Below are 22,479 nucleotides of genomic sequence, written 5' to 3'. Positions count from 1 at the left end.
CGGTTTGGGATCCCTCGGGCACAATAAATGTATGACTGCCTTGAATCGCAACGGTACGACTGCTGCCGTGATTGTGACCCATAAGCGTGTTGACCTGCTGCGGAACTCGTTGGAGCAGGTGGTGTCGCAGACGCATCCGGTGGATTGGGTCATTGTGGTGGATAACGGTGATGAGGATGCGGTGCGTGTGCTTGTCGACGAGCTCGCCAACGACAAGGGCGTCTACCTACCAAGCAAGACCAATCTGGGCGGGGCGGGTGGCTTCGCGTATGGGTTCCTGCACGCGCTGGCGCTGGGGGCGGATGCGATTTGGTGCGCGGATGATGATGGTCGCCCGAAAGACCACACCGTCCTCGAAGAGCTCTACCGAACCGCAGAACAGCACCAGTTGTCGGAGGTGTCGCCGGTGGTAGCGAACATCAACGACCCGGAGAAGCTGGCCTTTCCGTTGAGGCAGGGCACGACGTGGCACCGCCGGGTGGATGAGCTGCAGGGCGATTTTTTGCCGCAGTACGCCAGTTTGTTTAATGGCGCGTTGATTTCGGCGACGGCGATGGAGCGCATCGGCGTGCCGGATTACCGTCTGTTTATCAGGGGCGATGAGGTGGAGTACCACCGTCGTCTGGCGCAGTCGGGCCTGAAGTATGGCACGGCGTTGACGGCGTTTTATCTGCACCCGGATGGGTCGGACGAGTTCCATCCGATCATGGGCGGGCGGGCGCACGCGCAGTTCCCGGACAATGAGACGAAGCGGTATTTCACGTACCGCAACCGTGGCTACATCATTAATCAGCGCGGCATGAAGAAGATGCAGTTGCAGGAGGTTGTCCGGTTCGGGTGGTTCTTCCTGGTGGAGAAGAAGGATCCGAAGGGCTTCCTCGATTGGCTGAAGTTGCTTAGGCGGGGGGCGCGAGAGGACTTTCGCCGCCCTTAGCGCCTTTAAAGATCCAGTAGCGCTGGAGGAGGAAGTTGGTAGTCGTCGCTACGCCTTGTGCGATGACGAAGGACACGACGTTCTTCCATGAATCTTGCAAGCCTAGCGACGACAACGGCTCGTTCGTCACCCTCCACAGCAGCATCTGCACCGCGAAGGTGGTGGCGTAGAGGATGAACACGGCGCTGGCTTTTTTGGCGTCGATTTTGGCGTTGAAGGCGAACTTGGAGTTCAGCACGTAGGCGGAGATGGTGCCGAAGACCCAGCCCACGGCCTTGGCAAGGTCGCGCTGGACGTCGAGGGCTTGGTCGAGGGTGTTGGTGATGCCGAAGTCGATGACAGCGCAGCCGATACCGATGACCAAAAACGGGATGAGCTGCTGTTTTAGGGAAGCGTTCGAGGACACGGGCGTTTACCCTACTAGGCTCGTGTGCCATGAGGAAGCATTACAAAGGTGATGACCCGGACGCGATCCACGAGGCAGCACAGCGTGTCGACGTCCCCCTGTCCGACTTCATGGTGCGCCTGATGGCCGAGGAGCTGCCGTTTGTGGACTCTAAGGGCCGTACACGTATTTATGAGATCCTTCGCGAACACGACGGGCCTGTGATTTCGAGCCAAGAAGAACTGCCTGCGGAGATTCGTAGCATTATGGATCTCTAGTCCGGCGGTAGGGTTGTGGGCATGGAACTGACAACCCAATCCCTCTACGGATGGGGCCGTACCGCCCCGTCCACCGCCCAGGTCCTGTCCACCCCTGACGTGGACACGATTGCGGAGGCAGTCAAGCGGGTCGCGGATGAGAACGCGGACCTGCCCGAGCACAAGCGCCGCGGCATCATCGCCCGCGGCCTGGGCCGCTCCTATGGTGACCCCGCCCAGAATGGTGGCGGTTTGGTCGTCGATATGACGCCGCTGAACCGGATCCACTCCATCGACCCGGATTCCGGCATTGTCGACGTCGACGCCGGCGTAAGCCTCGACCAACTCATGAAGGCCGCCCTGCCGTATGGCCTGTGGGTTCCGGTGCTGCCGGGTACCCGCCAGGTCACCATCGGTGGCGCGATCGGCCCGGATATTCACGGTAAGAACCACCACTCTGCGGGCTCGTTTGGCAACCACGTGTTGTCCATGGAGCTGCTGGTGGCGGACGGCCGCGTGCTGCACTTGGAGCCGACCGGCGAGACCGCTGAGCTGTTCTGGGCCACTGTTGGCGGCATGGGCCTGACCGGCATCATCCTGCGCGCCCGGATCCAGATGACCAAGACGGAGACCGCCTACTTCATCGCGGACACCGACCGCACCAACACGCTCGACGAGACGATCGCGGTGCACTCCGACGGCTCCGAGGTGAACTACACCTACTCGTCTGCCTGGTTCGACGCGATCTCCGCTCCGCCGAAGACGGGCCGCTCCACCATCTCCCGCGGCTCGCTGGCCACCTTGGATCAGTTGAAGGAGTTCGCCCCGAAGCTGGCTAAGGACCCGTTGAAGTTCAACGCCCCGCAGTTGATGACGGTGCCGGACATTTTCCCGTCCTGGACCATGAACAAGCTCTCCCTGATGGCGATCGGCGAGGCGTACTACATGATGGGCTCCCCCGCCCGGAACCAGGTGCTGAACCTGACGCAGTTTTACCAGCCGCTGGACCTCATCGGGAAGTGGAACCGCGGCTACGGCAAGGCTGGCTTCCTGCAGTACCAGTTCGTCGTCCCAACTGACGCTGTGGAGCCGTTCAAGGACATCATTTACGACATCCAGTCCTCCGGCCACTACACCGCCCTGAACGTGTTCAAGCTGTTCGGCGAGGGCAACCAGGCGCCGCTGTCCTACCCGATGAAGGGCTGGAACGTGTGCGTGGACTTCCCAATCCGTCCGGGCCTCAACGAGTTCCTCGACCGCCTGGATGACCAGGTCATGCAGTTCGGCGGCCGCCTCTACCTGGCTAAGGAATCCCGCACCAGCGCGGAGAAGTTCCACAAGATGTATCCGGAACTGCCAGGCTGGTTGAAGACCCGCCGCGACATCGACCCGACCGGCGTGTTCGCATCCGACATGTCCCGCCGTCTTGAGCTCAACTAAGGAGTACCCATGCTGAACGCAGTAGGCCAAGCCCAACACATCCTCCTCCTCGGCGGCACGAGTGAGATCGGGCTCGCGATTGTCAGCGAGCTCGTCTCCCGCGGCGGCAGCCCCACCGTCACCCTGTGTGCGCGCAAGGACTCCCCGCGTATCGACGACGCCATCGCCCAAGTCCAGAACGCCGGCGCAGGCCACGTACGCCTGGTCGATTTCGACGCCCTGGATTTCGCCTCCCACCCTGCCGTGATCGAGGCAGCCTTTGAGGACGGCGAGGTCGACGTCGCCGTCGTCGCCTTCGGCACCCTGGGTGACCAGGAGCAGCTCTGGCAGGACCAGGCTGCTGCCGTCGCCTCCGCGCAGATCAACTTCACCGCCCCCATGTCGGTCGGCGTGCTGTTGGGCCAGGAGATGAAGCGTCAGGGCCGCGGCAACATCATCGCCCTGTCGTCCGTGGCGGGCCAGCGCGTGCGCCGTTCCAACTTTGTCTACGGTGCTGCGAAGGCCGGCATCGACGGCTTCTACCTGCAGCTCGGCGAGGCTCTGAAGGACAGCGGCGTGAAGGTCACCGTGGTACGCCCGGGCCAGGTGCGCACCAAGATGACCGATGGTCTCGACGAGGCCCCGCTGACCGTAAACAAGGAAGACGTCGCCGAGGCTGCCGTGGAGGCTGCCCTGGCCGGCAAGCCATCGGTGTTCGTGCACAAGCTCTTCGGCCCGATCTCCCTGGTGCTGAAGGCGATTCCGGCGCCGATCATGAGCAAGCTCAACTTCTAGCGCCAAAATAGTTCCCAGCCGGGGAACTTTCTTCAAAAACGACCTGCAGAACATTCACTTTCTGCAGGTCGTTTTCGTCTTGGTGGAAGATAGTTCACACCCCGGGAACTATTTTCTAGTCGTTAGCCCTGCCCATCCCCATCAGCACCTGCTCGCGGAGCCGACCGGTCCCCACCACCGCCAGGACACAGCCAACCAGCGCGACCGCAACAAGCGCGCCGAACAGGGCCACCTTGTCCAGCACGTTGACGTAAACCACGACCATGATGGTGCCCATCAGGCCACCCATGCCGAATCCCAGCAGGGCCACCACGAGCATGGGAATCCCAACTTCGCGCACGGCCACCTTGGTGTGGAACGCGGCCGGCGCGCCGATGAAGTAGAGCGACTTGGTCAGTTGCTTCTGCTCCACTACGGCCAGTGCCTGGGTGAGCAGGGTGGACGAGACCAGGAGGACTGCCGCGAAGACGGCGGTGATGACCACGCCGGAGGGGATGTCACTCGTGATCATCTTCAGGGCGGGCTCATCTTCGACCTCCGGTACTGCGGAGATCCAGGCGCCGACGCCGCCGATGAACGCCACGAAGTACAGGGCGGTGACGCGCTTCCAGGTGGTTTTCGCTCCCCTGCCGACCCGGCGCGTGGCCACGTAGTTCGCGGCCCCGGGGACTCGGTAGCTCAGGCGTGCGAGGAGTTGGATCACGCCGACGGCGATCAGTGCATTGACAGTGAGAATGCCGCCTGCGACCACCAGCAAGGCGCCGAACTCCAACGCGTCTGCCTGCGGAGCGATGGTGAGCGAGCTTAGGTAGCGGTACAGCACCACCGCGCCAACCAGTGACAGCACCAGCGTGATCATGTTTTGTCCCTTTGGTGGGATTTTCTTGGTGACGCCGAGTGGGGTGACGGCGACTCGTCGCAAGGCAAGCCACACGGAGCACGCAGCCAGCACCAGCACGACGATCCAGGCGATGGGGATGACCCACCAGGTGAGCATCTCCCAGGCGCCGACGCGCTTTTCCTGGAACGTCAGCAAACTCCACGCCGGGCACGTAACTATGTACAGCACCGACCCGAGCACCAACCCGACAAGCGCCTGGCGCAGCGACTCCAGAATCATCATTCCGCGCACCTCGCCGGCGGTCGCGCCGATGAGGCGAAGCACCGCCAGGTGCTCCTCGCGCCCGCCGAGGTTCGCCCGCGCGGCTTGGGTGAGCAGCCCCAACAGGCTTGGCACGAGCAGCACGCACGCGAATAGCGCGAGGAAGATATACGCGATAGAAATGGGCCCGCCCATCGACTCCTCGATTTCCACCACCGCCTCGTGCGGGTGCAGGTCGCGGGCGAAGAACATCCATGTACCGCCCATCAGGGTGCACAGCATCCACGTGGACACGGTTACCGCAACAAGCGACAGGGCACGGACCCAGCGTTCGCCGATCTGCCGTTGCGAGCGCCCTTCGCTTGTCGACGACACCGCCGAGCGCATCAACGTCACTGCACTCATCGCGCCACCTCCGAGTGGATCAGGCCGTCGCGGATTTCGACGCGGCGGCTGCACCAGTCGGCGATCTTCGGGTCGTGCGTGACCAGCACGAGGGTGACGCCGAACTTCTGCGCGATTGCCACGATCTGCTGCATGACCTCATGCCCGGTGGCCTGGTCCAACGCCGCCGTCGGCTCGTCGGCAAACACCACCGATGGCGGCCCGGCCAAGGCTCGGGCGATGGCCACGCGCTGCACCTGGCCGCCGGAGAGTTGCCCCGGGTACCGATCCACAAAGGCACCCAAACCCAGTCGGGTGAGCATGTCCACAGCCTCCTTGTGCGCCTCCGCACGCGGCACCCCGCGCATGATCTGTGGCAGGGCGACGTTTTCGGTGGCGGTCAGTTCCGGCAGCAGCTGGCCGTCTTGGAAGATGAAGCCAAAGTTTTCTAGGCGCAGGCGTGAGCGTTCCGCGTCGTTCATGGCCGACACGTCCTGGCCGTTGAAGCGCACCTGGCCGTCGTCGGGCACGAGCACGCCAGACATGCAGTGCAGCAGGGTCGATTTGCCGGAGCCAGAGGGTCCCATGATCGCGACGGATTCGCCGCCGCCAACCGTCAGGCTGATGCCTTCGAGGACCCGTTGTTGGGTGAAGGACTTCGTGATGTCGTTGAGTTCAAGCATGGTGTCTATTCCACAGGTGGTCGTCGATAAGCACTATGGCCCTGGCTCCCGAATATGGGTAGTGCTAGCTCTACCTGGCTACGCTCGGGGCCATGCGGCGACATAAACACGAGGAGCGCGCGGCCGCCAAAATCCACCAGCTGACGGTTTCGCGGCGCAGGATCGCGGAGGCATATGAGGTGGAGCGGCTGCGCATCGAGCGCGACCTGCACGACGGCGCGCAGCAATATTTTGTGGCTGCCGCGATGAAGTTGGGCGAGGCAAGGTTGGACATTGCATCGCAGCTTCTCGACGACGCCGCCCGCGACCTCCACAACGGCCTCGACGCACTCAGAAGAACCGTACGTGGCATCCACCCGCGGGAGCTGTCGGACCACGGGCTGGTCGCCGCGATCGAGACTGCCGCCGCACAGCACGGCCCGCATGTCACGGTCCGTGCCCCGCACGAGCTGCCGCGTATCGACGCCTCCGTCACCGCCGCCGCCTACTTCTTCACCACCGAAGCCTTAACCAACGCCGCGAAGCACGCACCACATGCACCGGTGAGCGTGCTGGTGACCTGCGACCACACCCTGAATGTTTCCGTCACCGACCAGGGAGGCGGCAACGCACGAATCACGCCCGGCGGCGGGCTGGAGGGTATGCGAGAACGCATCGCGGCGTTCGGCGGTGAGATGGAGCTGCACTCGCCGGACGGTGGGCCGACCACCGTCACCGCACGTATTCCGTTGCTGTTGTTCCGAGGAGAAAGTGGGATTGCGCCATGAGGATCGTTATCGCGGACGACTCCGCGCTGCTGCGGGAGGGTGTTGCAGGGTTGCTCACCCGGCGCGGCCACGAGGTTGTGGCGCAGGTGGAGTGTGCGGATGGGTTGCTGGGGGTCGTCGATAAGTATGGGCCCGACCTGGTGATCACGGACGTGCGCATGCCGCCGAACATGCGTGACGACGGCCTCCAAGCCGCCCTGGAACTACGCAAACGCGGCCCGGTGAATGTGCTGGTGCTATCGCAATACGTCGCGCCTGCTTATGCCCGTGAGTTGTTTGCGGACGGCGACGGCGGCACCGGCTACCTGCTCAAAGACCGCGTCGCCGAGGTGAAGGACTTCATCCAGGCCTGCGAGACCGTGGCAGGCGGCGGCGTGGTCATCGACCCGGACGTGGCGGGCGCACTCATGGCGGCGAGCTCACGCTGGCTGACCACACTTACCCCGCGCGAGGTGGAGGTGCTCGAACTCATGGCAGAAGGCCTATCCAACAGCGAGATCGCGGGCAAGCTCTACCTCTCCGGTGCGGCGGTGGCGAAGCACGTGTCCAGCATTTTCTCCAAACTGGGGCTCACCCCAGACGAGGACAACCGTCGCGTCCGCGCCATCCTCATGTACCTGGCGGAACGTGGCGTGGGGTGAGTGTCGGCAGCGTATGCGACACTATTACGCATGACTACCGCTTATCATCCCGACGAGCTGTCACCGGGGCAGGCAGCCGTCCGTACCGTCGCGGCGGGGCTCGCAGGCGGCATTCTCTCGCTTGCTGCGTGGTTTGTGCTGCACCAGATCTCGCTGCCGGCGTTCAATACCTCCATGGTGACCAGGTCGTTGGCCACCGGTGTGTCGTTCGTCCTGTTGGGCATCGCCGCTGTGCTGGCGGTGCTGTGGACGCGCGGGAAGCAGCACTGGATTATTTCTGCGGTGATGGCGTTGGTGCCGGCGGGGTTGGTCGTCGCAACGCTTGGCATTCCGCTGTCTGCCACCAAGCTGTATCTCGACGGCATCCAGGTTGACCAGGGGTTTAGGACGCAGTTCCTGTCCCGCATGACTGAAAACCTAGACCACGCGGACATGGCGTACAAGGACCTGCCCACCTTCTATCCCATGGGCTGGTTCTGGGTCGGCGGACGCGTGGCCAACGTGCTGGGTATGGACGGTTGGGAGGTGTACCAGCCGTACGCGATTGCCACCCTGGCGGCGGGTGCGGCGATGCTGACGCCGATCTGGCGCAGGCTCGTCGGTTCCCTGCCGGTTGCTACCGCGATTGCCGTGGTGACCACCGCGATCGTGCTGACGGAAGTCCCAGAGGAGCCTTACGCGGCAATCGTGGCGATGTTCCTCCCGGCCGCGGCGGTGTGGGCCCACAGGGCGCTGAGTGGCTCGTGGGCAGCCACCGCCGCGTTGACGATCTACCTGGGCATTTCCGCGTCGTTCTACACGCTGTTCACCGCCATTGGCGCGCTGACGGTCGTGGTGATCGCGGTGGTGATGTTCTTCACCGGCGAGCGCACCTTGACCCCGCTGAAGCACCTGTTCATCGTCGGGTTCGCCTCCATGGCCATCGCTGCGATCTCGTGGGGTCCGTACATCTGGCGTGTGGTCACCGGTGACGAGGCGCTGAAATCTACCGCGAACCACTTCCTGCCCATCGAGGGCACCTACTTCGCCCTCCCGTTCCTGTCGTTGTCCCTGGTAGGCCTGCTGTGCCTGTTCGGCCTCATTGGACTTATCGTGCGGTTCCGCGACCCGGAGATCGCCTCCCTGGGCGCGGCGATTGGCGTGAGCTACGTGTGGGCGCTCGCCTCCATGGCGATCACCCTCCTGGGCACCTCCCTGCTGGGCTTCCGCCTCGAGGTGCTGGTTGTGTTGCTGTTTGCCACCCTCGGCGTGATTGCGGTGGCGAACTTCCGCCTGACCTGGCTGGAGCAGCAGGTGAAGAACAAGACCGCCCTGAACGTGGTGGCGATTGTTCTGGTGGCTGTGGCGTCGCTGCAGATGGTGCAGCACATTGCGGTGAAGAACGAGGCGTACATCGACCAGGCCTACGCCGATACCGACGGCTACGGCGAGCGCGCGGACCGCTTCCCGCCGGATGCGGGCCAGTACTACAACGAGATCGCCGACTACATCGAAGAGCACGGCCACATGAAGAACGACGCGGTGATCTACACCGACGAGATCAACTTCATGGCCTTCCAGCCATTCTTCGGATTCAACGCGTTTACCAGCCACTACGCCAACCCGCTCGGCGAGTTCGAGCAGCGCAACGGTGAGCTGGAGGCGTGGTCGCAGATTTCTTACGACGACCCGAAGAAGTTCACGGAGGCTATCGACAACAGTCAGTGGGAGCCGCCGACTGCCTTCATTTTCCGCGGCAGTGAGGATTCTGACTTTAAGACCCACATCGCCCACGACATTTACCCAAGCCAGCCGAACGTGCGCTACCAGGGGTTGTTCTTCAACCCGGAGGCGTTTGACAAGGCGAATTGGGACGTGAAGTTCATCGGACCGTTTGCTGTCGCGGTGAGGAAGTAAGGTGACCGGAGTGAAAACTGGATCTACTCGTCTTATTGCGACCGTTTCTGGTCTCATCGCGTTTGTACTTTTGCTGCTCACCCCGTTTTTGCCGGTGAAGCAGACGGAGGCGAGCGTGTCGTGGCCGCAGAACGACACGGTTGGTTCGATCAACGCACCGCTGATTTCGTTGGCCCCGCAGGACCTTGAGGTCACGGTGCCGGCCAACAGCGTCGGTGAGCTGCGCAACGACCAAACTCTGATTTTTGGCACGTTGCCGGAGTCGTCGAATAAGGCGACGGACCGTGGCCTGTTCATCACCGCTCCCGACGGCGGTTTGGTGGTGACTTCCCTCAACGACGTACTTTTCGAGCTCACCCCAGACGAAGTCCGCAACCTCCCCGACGATGCGAAGCTGCTCGTCAGCGTGACGCACGAGGAGACCACGGTTGAGATCCCGGGCACGTCCCACTCGGAGACCAGCGAGGATGATTACCGTCCGCAGGTCACGGGTATGTACACGGAGCTTGAGAATAAGCACACGCTTATCGACGACGGCCTGTCCGCCCACATGAACATCAACTCCCGCTTCACGTCCTCCCCGACGCTGATCAAGAGCATTGCGATGTGGGGCGGCCTGCTGAGCGCCCTGGTCAGTTTGTGGGCGTTGAGGAAGTTGGATGGTCCGGCGCGCTATCGTCGTCGTCAAGCAAAGGGCTTGAAGCCTCTCGACGGCGTCGTGGCCGGTGTCCTTGGCTTTTGGCACATCTTCGGCGCGAACACCTCCGATGATGGCTTCCTGCTGACCATGGCGCGCGTGGCCGCGAACACGGACTACATGGCCAACTACTACCGCTGGTACGGCGTGCCGGAGGCCCCGTTCGGCTCCCCGTTCTACGACGTGTTGTCGCTGCTGTCGGAGGTGACCACCGCGTCGATGTGGATGCGCCTACCGGCCCTGTTCGCAGCGTTGGGCACCTGGTGGCTGCTCTCGCGCGAGATTCTGCCGAAGTTGGGCCCGGAGATCGCCGAACGCAGGGTCGCCCACTGGACGGCGGCGTTTGTGTTCCTGGCGTTCTGGTTGCCGTACAACAACGGCACTCGCCCCGAGCCGATCATTGCGGTTGGCCTGATGGCTACCTGGGCGCTGTTCGAGCGCGCTATTGCCACGAACCGTCTCACCCCGGCAGCGTGGGGCACTGTGACCGCCGCGTTTACCCTGGCGTGCGGCCCGACCGGCCTCGCAGCGGTTGGCGTGTTCCTGATTTCGCTGCCTGCGGTGCTGCGCATGATCGGTTCGCGCCCGCAGCCCCGAATTTCTTACGTCGCGCCGTTTATGGGCGCGGGCCTGGCGGTGATGGTGCCGGTGTTCCACGACCAAACTCTGGCCACCGTGCTCGAGGCGACGAAGGTGCGCTCCGAGGTCGGCCCTGCCCTGAGCTGGTTTGAGGAGTGGACTCGCTACGCAACGCTTCTAGAGCAGACCGTCGACGGCTCCATGTCGCGCCGCTTCCCCATGTTCGTGCTGCTGCTGTGCACCGGCCTGATCCTGTGGGCGCTGGCGAAGGGCGACAAGACCACCGGCACGACCAAGCGCATGATGCTCATCCTGGGCATGGCGACGTTCTTCCTGCTGTTCACCCCGACGAAGTGGACGCACCACTTCGGCATCTACGCGGGCCTCGGCGGCGCGATTGCGGCTGTGGGTGCGGTGGTGCTCTCCCGGATTGCGATGAAGTCGGACCGCAACCGCACGTTCGCTATGGCTGCGGTGCTGTTCCTCATGGCGTTTACCCTGGCGGGTTGGAACGCGTGGTGGTACGTGTCCTCGTTCGCGGTGCCGTGGTGGGACCGCACCGTCCAGTTCAAGGCCATCGAGGCCAACACTGTGGTGCTGGCGATCGCCCTGGTGGTGTTCGCAATTGGTGTGGTGCAGTCGATGCGCGGCCCGCGCGCGATCAGCACCCGTTGGTCGGGCGTGATGGCTGCGCCGATCGCCGTGTTTGCGATCCTCATGGTGACGTTCTCGTGCCTGACGTTTGTGAAGTCGTTCGTCTCCCAGGCCCCGGCGTATTCGGTGGGTATGGGCAACGTGAAGTCGTTCAAGGGCGACGTGTGTGCCCTCGGCGGCGACGTGCTTCTGGAGGACGACACGAACGAGTCCTTCCTCACCCCCGTCGGCGGCGTTCCACTGGGCAAGTCCCTGGATGCGGGCAAGAACATCGGCTTCACTCCGGACGGCGTGCCGGCGTTCATCGCTTCGGAGACGGCCGATACTTCGGACCGCACGCTGAGCGACACACAGTCTGACGACGACACCGCCGACGTCGATCCCGCTTCCGACGAAGCCCAGTCCACCTCTCGTGTGAACACCCAGGGCAACCGTCCGAAGTCGATGCGCGGCGTGAACGGCTCGACCGTGCGCCTGCCGTTCGGCCTGGACTACAACCGCATTCCGGTTGCCGGCACCTTCGATGATGAGCCGAAGCAGTCCGCGTCGCTGGAGACCACGTGGTACGAGTTGCCGCAGCTTAGCGACGACCGCCCCCTCCTGGTCACCTCCGTCGCCGGCCGCATCGCCCACCACGACATCAATGGCGTGGAGCAGGAAGGCACCGAGCTGAAGCTGGAGTACGGCACCAACAAGGACGGTGTGGTGCGCAAGCTCGGCGAGGTAGAGATGCTGGACCAGGGCCCAACCCCGCTGTGGCGTAACCTGCGCTTCCCGCTGGCGGACCTGCCGGAGGAGGCGAACGTGGTGCGTCTCGTCGGCGAGGACACCTCCCTTGCGGAGAAGGACTGGCTGGCGGTCACCCCGCTGCGCAACCCGAAGCTGATCCCACTGTCTGAGCGTTTCGATTCCGACACCCCGGGCCTGCTCGACTGGACCGTCGCGTTCCAATACCCCTGCCAGCGCCCGTTCTTCCACGCCAACGGTGTCACCGAGATTCCGGAGTTCCGCGTCATGCCGGACGGACCGGGCAAGCAGCAGCTCTCTGGCTTCATGGACTTCCTCGGCGGCGGCGCGCTCGCCCCTGCGGAGGCCGTGAACACCTCGTACGAGATCCCGGGCTACCTCAAGGACGATTGGCAGCGCGACTGGGGTTCGGTGGCGCAGTACGAGCCGCGCCGCAACTCCGTCGGCGACGTTCCCGAGTTGGCACACGTGGACACCGAGGTGACCACACGTTCCGGCCTGTACACCCCCGGACCGATGAAGGTGCGAAACCCTGACGAGCAGGGTTAGGATGCACATGTCATGAAACTCAGAAATGTTCTCGCAGCCTGCGTCGCTGCCCTCAGCGCCATCGCCACCGCAACCACCACTGCGGAAGCACAGCCCTTCAAGCAGCAGGGGTGCTCCGCGCATTACCTGGTTGCGGTGCCGGGCGGAGCGAACACGGCTGAGGGGATCCCCGACTACGTGCCGCACGGTGGCAACGTGTTCATGACGGGCATCCTGACCAAGCTCGGCACCGCCGGCGAGATCGATCCAGTCTGGGTTTCGTACCGCTCCACCCCGTTTGCCTCCACGCGCTACAAGCAGGCATCGGCCACGGGCTACAACAAGGCACGAAATACTGTCACGCGCCTGTCCAATTCGTGCCCGAACGCACGCTTCTCCTTCACGGGCTACTCCCTCGGCGCCGACATCGCCGCCCGCCTGACCAGTGATATTGCGCACGGTCGCGGCCCGATCGCGCCGGAGAAAGTCTCGGGTGTGGCACTGTTTGCCAACCCGTACCAGGGCGACAACGGTGCGGTGCTGTCCCACGGCACCTCCCCGCACGCACGCGGTTCCCTCGGCCCGCTCCCGGAGGGCTACGGCGAGCTCGGCCCCCGCGTGCTAGAGATCTGCAATGCCGGTGACCTGGTGTGCAACATGAACGAGGCGCACCGTGGTCTTGTCTCCCCGGCGATGCGCACCAACGTGGCGGCGGGACAGATCCCATTCGGGGAGTTCAACAACCTGTTCCGTTCCCTCGGGTTGGGCGCGTTTGCTGTCTTCCACGACATTGGTTTGCACGGCAGCTACACCCTCGGCCAGCAGCGGGAGGCATCCAACTGGATTATCGAGCAATCTTTGGCCCCGATCCAGGTGCCAATTCCGTAGCATGGTGGCATGCATGACCTCTTTGAAGTAGTAAACGGCGAGTGGGTCGCCAACCACGAAATCCCCGCTGACCGCGGCATTGACGGCGCGTTTTACGCCCTGCGCGATAAGGCGGAGGAAGATGTCCACGCCATTCTTGCGGACGGCAACGCCCTCTACACCTCCTTTATGGACGTGGATGCGGTCAACGCTGCAGGCATCGACGCCCTCAACGCCGACTTGGAGTTGATTGAGGTGGCGAGCGTTGAGGAGTTCGTCGAAAAGTTAGGGCTCTTGGAGCGCACAGGCATTGGCGCACCGCTGACCTACTGGGTGGAGAAGGATTCCCAGGGCGAGGATTCCGTCCCGTACCTCGTGCAATCGGGGCTTGGGCTTCCCGACGAGGCCTACTACCACGAGAAACAACACGCACAGACGCTCGCGGACTATGAGAAGCACGTCGCGCGCATGCTCGAGTTCCTCGCCCCGAAGTACCTGCTGGGGCTGAGCCCGGAGATCGCCGCACAGCGCATTATCAACGTGGAGAAGGCGCTGGCAGACTCCCACTGGGATGTGGTGAAGTCGCGCGACGCGATCGCCACCTACAACCCGACCGAACTTTCCGAGGTACCGCCGCTGGTGCAGAAGATGCTTCGCGCCTCCGGCCTCCCCGACGGCCGCGTCATCGACATGATGCCCTCCTACACCGCGGATCTGGATGCAATGCTGCGCCGCGAAACGCTCGCCGACTGGCAGCTGTGGGCTGCGTGGAACATCCTGCGTTCCCGCGCCGGCGTGCTCAGCGAGGAGATCGGAAAGGCAAACTTCGAGTTCTACGGCAAGAAGCTTTCCGGCGCGACCCAGCAGCGCGACCGCTGGAAGCGCGGCGTGGCCCTCGCAGAATCCCTCATCGGCGAGGACATCGGACGCGAATACGTCAAGCGCCACTTCCCGCCGCAGTCCAAGGAGCAGATGCTGGAATTGGTGCAGTACCTTATCGACGCCTACCGCACCCGCATCGCCGACCTCCCCTGGATGAGCGAAGAAACCAAGAAGAAGGCCGCGGAGAAGCTTTCCCAGTTCAACTCCAAGATCGGCTACCCCGACAAGTGGCGCAGCTACGAAGGCCTGGAGTTCACGGACAACCTTGTCGAGAACGTGCGCCGTGGTGCCGCGTTTGAGCACGACTACCAGCTGGGCAAGATCGGCAAGCCATCCGACCGCGACGAGTGGGTGTCCAGCCCGCAGACCGTCAACGCGTTCTACAACCCGGTAGTCAACGACATCACCTTCCCGGCCGCGATCCTGCAGCCGCCGTTCTTCGACCCCGATGCCGACGCCGCCCAGAACTTCGGCGCGATCGGCGCGGTGATCGGCCACGAGATCGGCCACGGTTTCGACGACCAGGGCTCGCGTTACGACGGCCAGGGCAACCTCAACTCCTGGTGGACTGAACAGGACCGCACCAACTTCGAGGAACTCACCTCCAAACTGGTCGATCAGTTCAACGGTCTCGTCCCGTCCGTCTTGGAGGGCACCGACACCTCTGGAGTGAAGGGCGAGTTCACCCTCGGCGAGAACATCGGTGACCTTGGCGGACTCGGCATCGCCGTCGTGGCGTACAAGAAATACCTCGCCGACAAGGGCCTCGAAGAAACCCGCGAGGGCTTCCAGAACCTGTTCTACGCGTGGGCTCGCGTGTGGCGTTCCAAGGCCCGTCCGGAGATGGCGGCACAGCTGCTGGCCATTGACCCGCACGCCCCGAACGAGTTCCGCTGCAACGTCATCGCTGCGAATATCGACGAGTTCTACGATGCCTTCGACGTAGAGAAGGGCTCCAAGATGTGGATCGAGCCCGAGGACAGGGTGACGATTTGGTAGAGGAATACCCGCTCAACGAACAGGGTGACCCGAACTTCAACGTCGGTGGCGTCAAGCGCGACCTGCCGCCGGAACTGCAGTTGGAGCAGCTCGCCTCCTACATCGAGGCGACCTACGAGGACGGCCCGAACTACCTGGCACTCCTTCCGGACCGGATCACGCACGCCGCCATGCTCATGCTTGGCAGTGCGGTGGATCATGCGATGCCAGCGACGAAGTGGTCGGGTGGGGTGGTCGTCGACAAGCATGAGCTCGGTGCCGTATTCACACCGAGCAAGCCGACGGGCGCGTGGGCTGTCTCTGTGTGGGACGGGCCCGACAATGCCAAAGAGATGCTGTGGCGCCCCGACGTGGCCGCTGCTGCTGAACTCTCCGGCACGACGATTCTCGACGTCGACCGTGCCGAAGACGCCCAACAGGCCGTCGACCAACTGCCCGGCCCCGTCACCGCATGGGTGCTTGGGGATGCCCCAGCCCCCACCGCCGACGACTACATCTTCACCTTCCCCACCACCAACCGGGAGGGGTTCGTGCAGGTCCCGGCTGGGTCAGGCCTCGAGGGCACCGAGTATTATGCCAAGGGGTTTATTTCCACACCGGCAGAAATCCGCCGTCGAGTGCAGGATGTAGCGGAGTATCTCCGTCGTTGACCTGGTTGATACCCACGTTGGTATCCACCGTGTTTTCGTAGGCGGTGCCGTACGTCAGTGCGGCCACCGCCCACGTTTCCTTGCCGATCTCACCCCAGGACACCGAGCCCGTCGCACTCTCCCGGTCGTCTGACCAGCCCATCTTCGAGCCCTTCACACGCTTCAACCGGGCCGTGCCAAAACCTTGGATGAACCCGTCGGACGCCACAGCGGACTGCTTCTCCATACCCGCGAACAGGGGTTTTGCTGCCGGATCCCACACAATCGACGCGATAAACGTGGCCAAATCACGCGCCGAGGTTTGCGACTTCCCCCACGACACACCGCGTGCCGTCTGCTTCAAGTCAAAGTCCTCGGCAATCTGATCGATCGCCTCCGGGAACTTCGCGTCCAGCCGGCTAGCAATCCCGTCGTCGGACGACGCGATCATCTCCTCCACCTGCTTCTTCTCAGCCTTCGTGCCGTTGTACAGCACGTAGTAGCCCAGGTAGAGCTTCGCCAACGACAACGCCGGCCGGGCCTCCTCCGCCTTCGGCGAAATGGACACGCGCCCGTCCGGGTGCACCACCGCAAGCCCCGTCCGATCCCTGTTATACGACGGGTCCACGTGGTACGCACTCAGCGGAAAACTTAACGACGCCACCAGCAGCGCCGCCCCTACACGTTTCACAGCACAGAGTCCGCTTCGCTGATCTCCTCAAACGTGGGTGTTTCAACCTCGACGATGAAGCACTGCGCCCCATTCGGGTCCGCAATGCCCGCCATCGGCCCAAACGCGCCCTGGCCAGGCCCGACGAGCACCGTGCCGCCGTGCGCCTCGACCGCCTTGCACGCCGCCTCGAGGTCTTCCACACCGAAGTAACTCACCCACGACGCCGCCTCGCCGACGTACATACCCAAGAACGGCGCACCGTCCTCAAACGCCAGGAAGTAACCGTCTTCCTCGCGGATCTCCCAGTCGAACAGGTCGCCGTAGAAATCGATGGTGGCCTGGTCCGTGGTCACCAGTTCGTACCACACCGGCACCCCTGGCTCACCTGCTGCGACGAAGCGCTCCTCCGGATCCATTAGGCCGAACAGGCCACCGGATGGGTCTTCACAAAGCGTCAGCTCGTCGTCCGCGCTCAGGATGCGCCCGCCGAGCTTCTCCACCTCGCCGCCGCCCATAAATGACGTCACCCAACCATCAGCCTTCGCCGACACTAGGCCCGCCACCGGCAACCCATCCTTGCGAGCAGTGCCGTCAACGATCTCCCAACCGAACACGTTGCTGTAAAAGTGCGTGGACTTCAGCACATTCGTGGTCATCAGGTCCTGCCAAAACGGCATGCCGTCCTTGCCTTCGAATGCAGGCATTACATGTTCCTCCACTTCTCCGGATCGAAATCGTCGTTGGCGGTGCGCTCATCGAAGTAATCGTCGCCGTCCGAGTCCGTCATCACTGTTGCGGAGGCGTCGCCGATCGAGACGGTGTCTTCGTCGTAAAGCAAATGCCCCCGCGAGGTGACCACATCACCGTTGACCAGCACCTCGCCTCCCGCAATCGCTTCCTTCGCGTGACCACCGGATTCCACCAGGTTGGCCAGTTTCAAGAACTGTCCGAGCTTGATTGATTCGCCCGAAATCGACACGTCCATATGCATGCCGGACAGTCTATCGGTCCGCCTGATCGACCGGCATGATGCTCATCGTGTCGATGTTCACCCGCTTCGGCAGGCTCGCCACCCACCGCACCGCCTCCGCAATGTCCTCGGCGGTGAGGTTCACGTTGCCCTCGTAAACCTTCTGCGCACGTTCCTCGTCGCCGCCGAACCTGTTCAGCGAGAAGTCGGTCTTCACCCGACCCGGGTCGATCTCGCACACACGAATGTTGTTCTCCGCCTCTTCCCTGCGCATCGCCCTGGTCATGCCGCGCAGACCGTACTTCGCCGCGTTGTAGCCGGACCCGCCCTTGTACGCGTCCGTGCCCGCGACCGATCCAATGTTGACCACCAGCCCCTCCGATGCCTTGAGCTGCGGATACAACGCCCTGGTGACCCGCATCGTCCCCATCACATTGGTCTCGAGCATCCACTCCCAGTCCGCGTCATCCGCATCACGCAGGTAGTCGGTTTCCTTCGCACCGCCCGCGTTGTTGACCAGCAGGTCCACGCGCTCTAGCTCGTTGAGTTTTGCCACGCTGGCCAGGTCCGTGACGTCGAGGTGGATTGCTCGGCCGCCGATGTCATCAGCAATCGCCTGGCACTTCTCCAGACGCCGAGCCGCCACGATGACCTTCCAACCGTCGGCGGCAAGGGCCCGACACGTCGCCTCGCCGATACCCGCGGAACCACCTGTAACTACTGCAACCTTTTGTTCGCTCATGTGCCGAAGTGTAGGCCCTCCCACAGCATCCATGTGGCCAGAAGGATAAAGATGATGCCCGTGACCACGTCGATCCACCTGCCGTAACGCTCAATCTTGGACGCCATCGCACGGACTGCCAGTGCGAACCCGACGAACCAGATGATGCCCGTGACAACCAGCAGCGGCACCGCCCACCAACCCACGTGCGCGAACTGGGCGAAGATCGCTCCGAAGAACAGGACGGCCTTCGGGTTGGACAGGTTCGTCGCCACACCGGTGAGGAACGGTCTGCTCACCTGCTGCGCTTCCGGCAACTCCGGGTCGCTCGCCCGAATCGCGCCTATGCCCATCCACAACAAGTAGGCGCCACCGACGATCTGCAGCACCGACAGGATCTCCGGGAACGCTTGAATCAACGCACTCAGACCCGCCAGCGACGCGACGATCCACACCGTGTTGCCCAGCATGATGCCGAGCGCGCACAGGATGCCATCCCGTCGATTCTTCGCGCCAACCCGGATGATCTGAAACAGGTCCGGACCTGGGCTGACGATTGCCGCGAACCAGACTCCAAGCAGTGCGATCATCACTTCTCCATCTGTCGCATAGTGATGTTGAGTCTTCCTTCTAGCAGCGTCGACGTCCCCTTCTTTGCCCCCAGCACGCCGTGTCTCGCGCGGCGGGCTGGGCCACCGAACACGAGGGCATCCCCGGACATCAGGAGAATATCGTGCCCCTCGATTCGGAACACGCAATCTTGCCCGAACGACAGGCTGACCACCGCGTTCTCAGATTCTTCCTCCGCATCGACGTGCATGCCCATTCCTTTGCCCGGCGGGTAGAAATTCACTAACGCCGTTTCCACACGTGGAGTCTCACCAACCCGCGGGTCGATCTCGCGTGCCCGATCCATCACCTCCCCTGCGATCCGCTGGAAATTCTCCGGCACCGGCGGTACCTGATATCCATCGACTTCCTGCAGCATGCGGTACGGGTTCGTCGCCCAGAACCACCCGAGCGACAGCATCCACGCATCCATCTTCCCTTTGCCTACCCGTGGTTGGCGCATCGCCACCGGCGTGCCGGCAACCGACCTCGCTAATTCGCGCGCTTGTTCGATAATTTCCCGCTGCTCATCAGAGGTGAAAAACGCAGGTAAATGCACCACCCCAGGCATGACGCGGTTGGGTTCGCGTGGGATCACGGTGGCGTCGAAAAGCAATTGCTCCACCTTGCGTGTCGTGGCCGTTTTGTATGATCTTCACACAATAACTCAAAGTGTGCGAACGGGCAAACGTATTTTTTTCCATTTCTGCTGGCTAATCCTCTGACGCTCGGTCGTGTGTTCGATATTGCTATTGACAACCCTGCAAATGGGGCCATGACTACGGCAATCGAACCGATGTTTCGCAACCAACGCACTAACGACCCGCACGCAAGCGGCGCCCAAGCGATCCGCGACATCTACTGGGGAATGTTCCGCATGTACGCGTACGAAGGACACGTTGAAGACGACTTTTACATGATCTACCTCGACTGTCACTTTCTTGACGTAGCCGCGGCTTGCGGATTGGCAGAATGCGGACTGCACAGGCTTCGTGGCTGTAGTGGTCGTCTTCTTCGTGACTTCTAGCTGACGCCAAGAGCCTTTTTCCAGACAGCGAAAGTACTCCGCCGAAACAATGAGCTCAGTTCAGGAGAGCTATAAGTTCCGCCCTAGAGCTACAGTCCATTTTTTTCAGAAGAGAAGACACTATTTTCTTTATATAGGATTCAGAATAAAATAACTCTTTTGCTATTTGTCTATTGCTGTTTCCTCGGCGCAACAATTCCATGACAGCTTCCTCATTATCGGTTAATGAAGCGTGTGCCATTCGTTCGACAAACCGCCCCCACGGGGATTGAGCTACCAGCCGTTTCACACATTGGGGTGAGAGACTGGTCCCTCCCTTAAGCGCATCTCTGAGCGCCTGAATAATTACCTGCGGAGGTTGTCCTTTAATGACGTACCCGGACGCCCCACGCGCAAGAGAAGTAATCATCGTGTCGTCAGTGTCGTAAGCTGTCATCACAACAAAAACAGGTGGTTCATCGAAACTGTTCGTCTGTTTCAGTAATTCGACTCCATCCATATCGGGCATGCGGACATCGGACAACACAACGTCACAGGTATGACTATCGAGCCATGTCAGCGCGCAGCGCCCGTTCGCGGCGGTGGCGACAACCTCTAGGTCTGGGGTTTTAGAGAAGTAAAGCGGAAAGGATTCCCGGATTACGGGATCATCATCAACAAGGAGGATCCTGGCGCTCATTTACTACACCAAGGATGGGTTTGACCTTTACTGCACCCCAGCCAGTCCTTAATAATCTGGTATGTATGAGTCACCGGTTTCCTCTCAGCGGGAGGTACCTCGACTGTTACGGGGGATCCTGCCACAAGGCTAACGGTAAGCATAAGAGAGATCACGGAATTCATATTTACGACGAAACCTTTCAGACGGGGACATGGAAAGTAATCGACCAACGGGCATCAGCGCTATCCAGTGTCATGCTTCCGCCTACGGCGGCAATCGTTCGCTGCATAGATACTAAACCAAAATGGCTGGAACCAGCTCGCCCACGCCCCGGTCTATAAGTGTTAGCGAGAGTCACAATGATTTGTTTGGCATCTGCAGTTGCAGTCATTCTCACCATGGAATCAGGTACGGCATACTTGATGATATTGGCACTGGCCTCAGACAAACATCGACTGAGCGCCTTGTCGATAGACTCAGTGCCGGGATCCACGCTGATATTCGCGGTGGATTCAACATGAAATCCGGCCTCCTGAAGCGCGCGATTAGTTTGTATCAGTGTCGTGGTTAGCGCTGGCACAGTCGCTTGCTGATGATTGATCGCCTGGGCATTGAGCTCGTCCACTAACGCGCGAATACCGCCTATTGACTTACGCGCTGTGGTAGCACACTTCTGTAGAGCTTGCTCTATCTCCGGCGTGGCGATCGCCAATGCTTCAAGCCTAACTATCAGCGCAGTTAGATCAGCAGCTACCGTGTCATGGAGAAGCCCAGCTACTTCTGCCTTACGTTGGCGTATCTGGAGATGGCGTTGCCTTTCTTTTGTATTCACCGTGTTGATAAACCACCCAACGGCAAATGCGCAAACCATCATGAGGCTAAAGATGGTCACAGACTGCGAATCCACACTAAACGACTTTTTATCCGGGGAGTAAAACCCAAGTAGTGTCGTAAAAACTGCAAGGACTACTCCAGTCTTATACCTGCGTTGCGCAGTAACTACAGTAACCATCAGAACGGACGTCAACGTCACCAAATCTGGAGAACGAGCGGAAAAACTTGCGACCGCAAACAGCGCAAGATGCCCCAGAGCGGCGACAGTAGGCCGATATGCCGCCAGAGGCAATGTAGCTGCTAGCAAGAAGAAAAGCACCCCAGTGCCAATGTCGACAGGTGCGACTACCGAAACGCGCAAGCCCCACAGAGTAAGAGCCAGCAAGCACAACACCAGCGCTATTACTACGCGGCCAGAATGAAACGCCTTAATAAACACATTAAGCACCCAGAGTTGCATCGATGGAAACCATAGAAGAACAGTGAAGCATGAAAGTTACGGTTCGTCCCGCCACCCAGCAATCGAATTTTCAACTATCAACTTATCGATGTTTAGACCACGTGTTTAGTAACACTGTGGTGAGTATCCAGTAACACTCGGGTGAAGATCGAGTAACAGGTCGCTTCTGTTGCCGTAGAGACCGATTTCCGCAGAATTGCCGATTCAAGTTGGTTCGCTTCAAAAGTGCCGCCAGTGGGCTACTTTTCGAAGAGCGTTGACAGCTTGGTCCTGCTGATGGTGGCAATCCAGATCGGTTTGGGAAATAGTCCGTTTTGGCGGGCTGTTTTGGTCCGATTCAGCGTGGAAAGGAGTCCACTTGTTATCCGTCGCCGGGAAGCAGCAAGATTCGAAGCCTTGCAGGCAAAATCCTCAGCGCGCCATCCGGACCGACCGCCGTCGGGACGTTACTCGATGCCCACTCAAGTGTTACTGGATAGTCACCACGGTGTTACTAGATACGACCGCGCAACATATCGACGTTGAATCAAAAGCGATGCCAGAACCGGCCGATCAGAACCCCCGATATCCAATCGAAAAGCGAGGCGATAGCACTTCAAACTAGAGCACCTTTAGGCTTTGTTCCGCGACCCAAAGTACCTTTCCACTCTGAAGTGCCCCGAGTTTTGTTCCTAGGCAT

The 22,479-nt window shown here is 61.5% G+C and carries 23 protein-coding genes; 12 read left to right on the top strand and 11 right to left on the bottom strand.

All coding sequences use genetic code 11. From position 1 onward, the window contains the following. Window positions 1-31 precede the first annotated feature (31 nt). Entirely contained in the window at window positions 32-934 is a 903-nt protein-coding gene (locus HMPREF3145_RS04235; protein WP_070422006.1) for a galactofuranosyltransferase GlfT1, read from the top strand. Here the strand turns inward: HMPREF3145_RS04235 and HMPREF3145_RS04230 are convergent. Beyond that, complete coding sequence (locus HMPREF3145_RS04230; protein ID WP_070422005.1) at window positions 897-1,340, bottom strand: GtrA family protein; 444 nt, start codon at window positions 1,338-1,340, stop codon at window positions 897-899. The two genes, HMPREF3145_RS04235 and HMPREF3145_RS04230, sit on opposite strands and share 38 nt — an antisense overlap. Window positions 1,341-1,369: 29 nt before the next feature. On the opposite strand from HMPREF3145_RS04230, the gene HMPREF3145_RS04225 reads away from it, so the two are divergent. The 3 genes from HMPREF3145_RS04225 to HMPREF3145_RS04215 are packed head-to-tail and all read left to right on the top strand — an operon-like array spanning window position 1,370 to window position 3,790. Next, on the top strand, window positions 1,370-1,597 hold the full coding sequence (locus HMPREF3145_RS04225) for a hypothetical protein (RefSeq protein ID WP_070422004.1): 228 nt from the start codon (window positions 1,370-1,372) through the stop codon (window positions 1,595-1,597). A 21-nt stretch (window positions 1,598-1,618) separates the two neighbouring features. Then, complete coding sequence (locus tag HMPREF3145_RS04220) at window positions 1,619-3,016, top strand: decaprenylphosphoryl-beta-D-ribose oxidase (RefSeq protein ID WP_070422003.1); 1,398 nt, start codon at window positions 1,619-1,621, stop codon at window positions 3,014-3,016. Between the two features lie 9 nt (window positions 3,017-3,025). Further along, complete coding sequence (locus HMPREF3145_RS04215; protein WP_070422002.1) at window positions 3,026-3,790, top strand: decaprenylphospho-beta-D-erythro-pentofuranosid-2-ulose 2-reductase; 765 nt, start codon at window positions 3,026-3,028, stop codon at window positions 3,788-3,790. Between the two features lie 115 nt (window positions 3,791-3,905). Here HMPREF3145_RS04215 and HMPREF3145_RS04210 read toward each other — a convergent pair whose 3' ends face one another. Both HMPREF3145_RS04210 and HMPREF3145_RS04205 read right to left on the bottom strand, forming a co-directional pair. After that, entirely contained in the window at window positions 3,906-5,297 is a 1,392-nt protein-coding gene (locus HMPREF3145_RS04210; RefSeq protein WP_070422001.1) for an FtsX-like permease family protein, read from the bottom strand. After that, entirely contained in the window at window positions 5,294-5,959 is a 666-nt protein-coding gene (locus tag HMPREF3145_RS04205) for an ABC transporter ATP-binding protein (RefSeq protein ID WP_070422000.1), read from the bottom strand. The genes HMPREF3145_RS04210 and HMPREF3145_RS04205 overlap by 4 nt, the downstream gene beginning before the upstream one ends. Before the next feature lie 92 nt (window positions 5,960-6,051). On the opposite strand from HMPREF3145_RS04205, the gene HMPREF3145_RS04200 reads away from it, so the two are divergent. From HMPREF3145_RS04200 to HMPREF3145_RS04170, 7 genes are read left to right on the top strand one after another with little or no spacing between them, the layout of a single operon-like run. Then, window positions 6,052-6,726: a sensor histidine kinase gene (locus tag HMPREF3145_RS04200; protein ID WP_070421999.1), complete on the top strand. Its 675-nt coding sequence runs from the start codon at window positions 6,052-6,054 to the stop codon at window positions 6,724-6,726. Then, the gene (locus HMPREF3145_RS04195) at window positions 6,723-7,367 is read left to right on the top strand and encodes a response regulator transcription factor (RefSeq protein ID WP_070421998.1); all 645 of its coding nucleotides are present in this window, start codon (window positions 6,723-6,725) and stop codon (window positions 7,365-7,367) included. Before HMPREF3145_RS04200 ends, HMPREF3145_RS04195 begins: the two co-directional genes overlap by 4 nt. Window positions 7,368-7,397: 30 nt before the next feature. Continuing rightward, complete coding sequence (locus HMPREF3145_RS04190) at window positions 7,398-9,263, top strand: galactan 5-O-arabinofuranosyltransferase (RefSeq protein ID WP_070421997.1); 1,866 nt, start codon at window positions 7,398-7,400, stop codon at window positions 9,261-9,263. Between the two features lie 10 nt (window positions 9,264-9,273). Beyond that, window positions 9,274-12,489 (top strand): arabinosyltransferase domain-containing protein, encoded by a 3,216-nt coding sequence (locus HMPREF3145_RS04185; RefSeq protein WP_246817495.1) that lies wholly within the window; start codon window positions 9,274-9,276, stop codon window positions 12,487-12,489. A gap of 12 nt (window positions 12,490-12,501) precedes the next feature. Continuing rightward, entirely contained in the window at window positions 12,502-13,356 is an 855-nt protein-coding gene (locus HMPREF3145_RS04180; protein WP_070421995.1) for a cutinase family protein, read from the top strand. 9 nt (window positions 13,357-13,365) lie between these two features. Then, complete coding sequence (locus HMPREF3145_RS04175) at window positions 13,366-15,216, top strand: M13 family metallopeptidase (protein WP_070421994.1); 1,851 nt, start codon at window positions 13,366-13,368, stop codon at window positions 15,214-15,216. Further along, a complete protein-coding gene (locus HMPREF3145_RS04170) occupies window positions 15,210-15,866 on the top strand; it encodes a hypothetical protein (protein WP_070421993.1) in 657 nt (218 codons plus the stop codon). The genes HMPREF3145_RS04175 and HMPREF3145_RS04170 overlap by 7 nt, the downstream gene beginning before the upstream one ends. Here HMPREF3145_RS04170 and HMPREF3145_RS04165 read toward each other — a convergent pair. Genes HMPREF3145_RS04165 through HMPREF3145_RS04140 form a run of 6 tightly spaced genes read right to left on the bottom strand, consistent with a single transcriptional unit; the run spans window position 15,802 to window position 19,443 of the window. Then, entirely contained in the window at window positions 15,802-16,536 is a 735-nt protein-coding gene (locus tag HMPREF3145_RS04165) for a hypothetical protein (RefSeq protein WP_141740810.1), read from the bottom strand. The two genes, HMPREF3145_RS04170 and HMPREF3145_RS04165, sit on opposite strands and share 65 nt — an antisense overlap. Further along, entirely contained in the window at window positions 16,533-17,222 is a 690-nt protein-coding gene (locus HMPREF3145_RS04160; RefSeq protein ID WP_070421991.1) for a VOC family protein, read from the bottom strand. Before HMPREF3145_RS04160 ends, HMPREF3145_RS04165 begins: the two co-directional genes overlap by 4 nt. Further along, entirely contained in the window at window positions 17,222-17,509 is a 288-nt protein-coding gene (locus HMPREF3145_RS04155; protein ID WP_070421990.1) for an RNA-binding S4 domain-containing protein, read from the bottom strand. Before HMPREF3145_RS04155 ends, HMPREF3145_RS04160 begins: the two co-directional genes overlap by 1 nt. Before the next feature lie 10 nt (window positions 17,510-17,519). Then, a complete protein-coding gene (locus tag HMPREF3145_RS04150; protein WP_070421989.1) occupies window positions 17,520-18,230 on the bottom strand; it encodes an SDR family oxidoreductase in 711 nt (236 codons plus the stop codon). Then, the gene (locus HMPREF3145_RS04145) at window positions 18,227-18,799 is read right to left on the bottom strand and encodes a LysE family translocator (protein WP_070421988.1); all 573 of its coding nucleotides are present in this window, start codon (window positions 18,797-18,799) and stop codon (window positions 18,227-18,229) included. The genes HMPREF3145_RS04150 and HMPREF3145_RS04145 overlap by 4 nt, the downstream gene beginning before the upstream one ends. Then, window positions 18,799-19,443, bottom strand: coding sequence for an alpha-ketoglutarate-dependent dioxygenase AlkB (locus HMPREF3145_RS04140; protein WP_246817493.1), 645 nt, complete (start codon window positions 19,441-19,443; stop codon window positions 18,799-18,801). The genes HMPREF3145_RS04145 and HMPREF3145_RS04140 overlap by 1 nt, the downstream gene beginning before the upstream one ends. Before the next feature lie 150 nt (window positions 19,444-19,593). On the opposite strand from HMPREF3145_RS04140, the gene HMPREF3145_RS04135 reads away from it, so the two are divergent. Beyond that, window positions 19,594-19,845, top strand: coding sequence for a hypothetical protein (locus HMPREF3145_RS04135; protein WP_070421987.1), 252 nt, complete (start codon window positions 19,594-19,596; stop codon window positions 19,843-19,845). A gap of 55 nt (window positions 19,846-19,900) precedes the next feature. Here HMPREF3145_RS04135 and HMPREF3145_RS04130 read toward each other — a convergent pair whose 3' ends face one another. Together HMPREF3145_RS04130 and HMPREF3145_RS04125 are read right to left on the bottom strand one after the other, a co-directional pair. Beyond that, window positions 19,901-20,524, bottom strand: coding sequence for a response regulator (locus HMPREF3145_RS04130; RefSeq protein ID WP_070421986.1), 624 nt, complete (start codon window positions 20,522-20,524; stop codon window positions 19,901-19,903). A 181-nt stretch (window positions 20,525-20,705) separates the two neighbouring features. Next, a complete protein-coding gene (locus HMPREF3145_RS04125) occupies window positions 20,706-21,800 on the bottom strand; it encodes a sensor histidine kinase (protein WP_070421985.1) in 1,095 nt (364 codons plus the stop codon). Between the last annotated feature and the right edge of the window lie 679 nt (window positions 21,801-22,479).

This window comes from Corynebacterium sp. HMSC05C01 (assembly GCF_001807155.1).
Taxonomy (GTDB): domain Bacteria; phylum Actinomycetota; class Actinomycetes; order Mycobacteriales; family Mycobacteriaceae; genus Corynebacterium; species Corynebacterium coyleae.
Note: the sequence above shows the minus strand (reverse complement) of the source record. Positions and strands in the feature narration are given on the sequence as shown.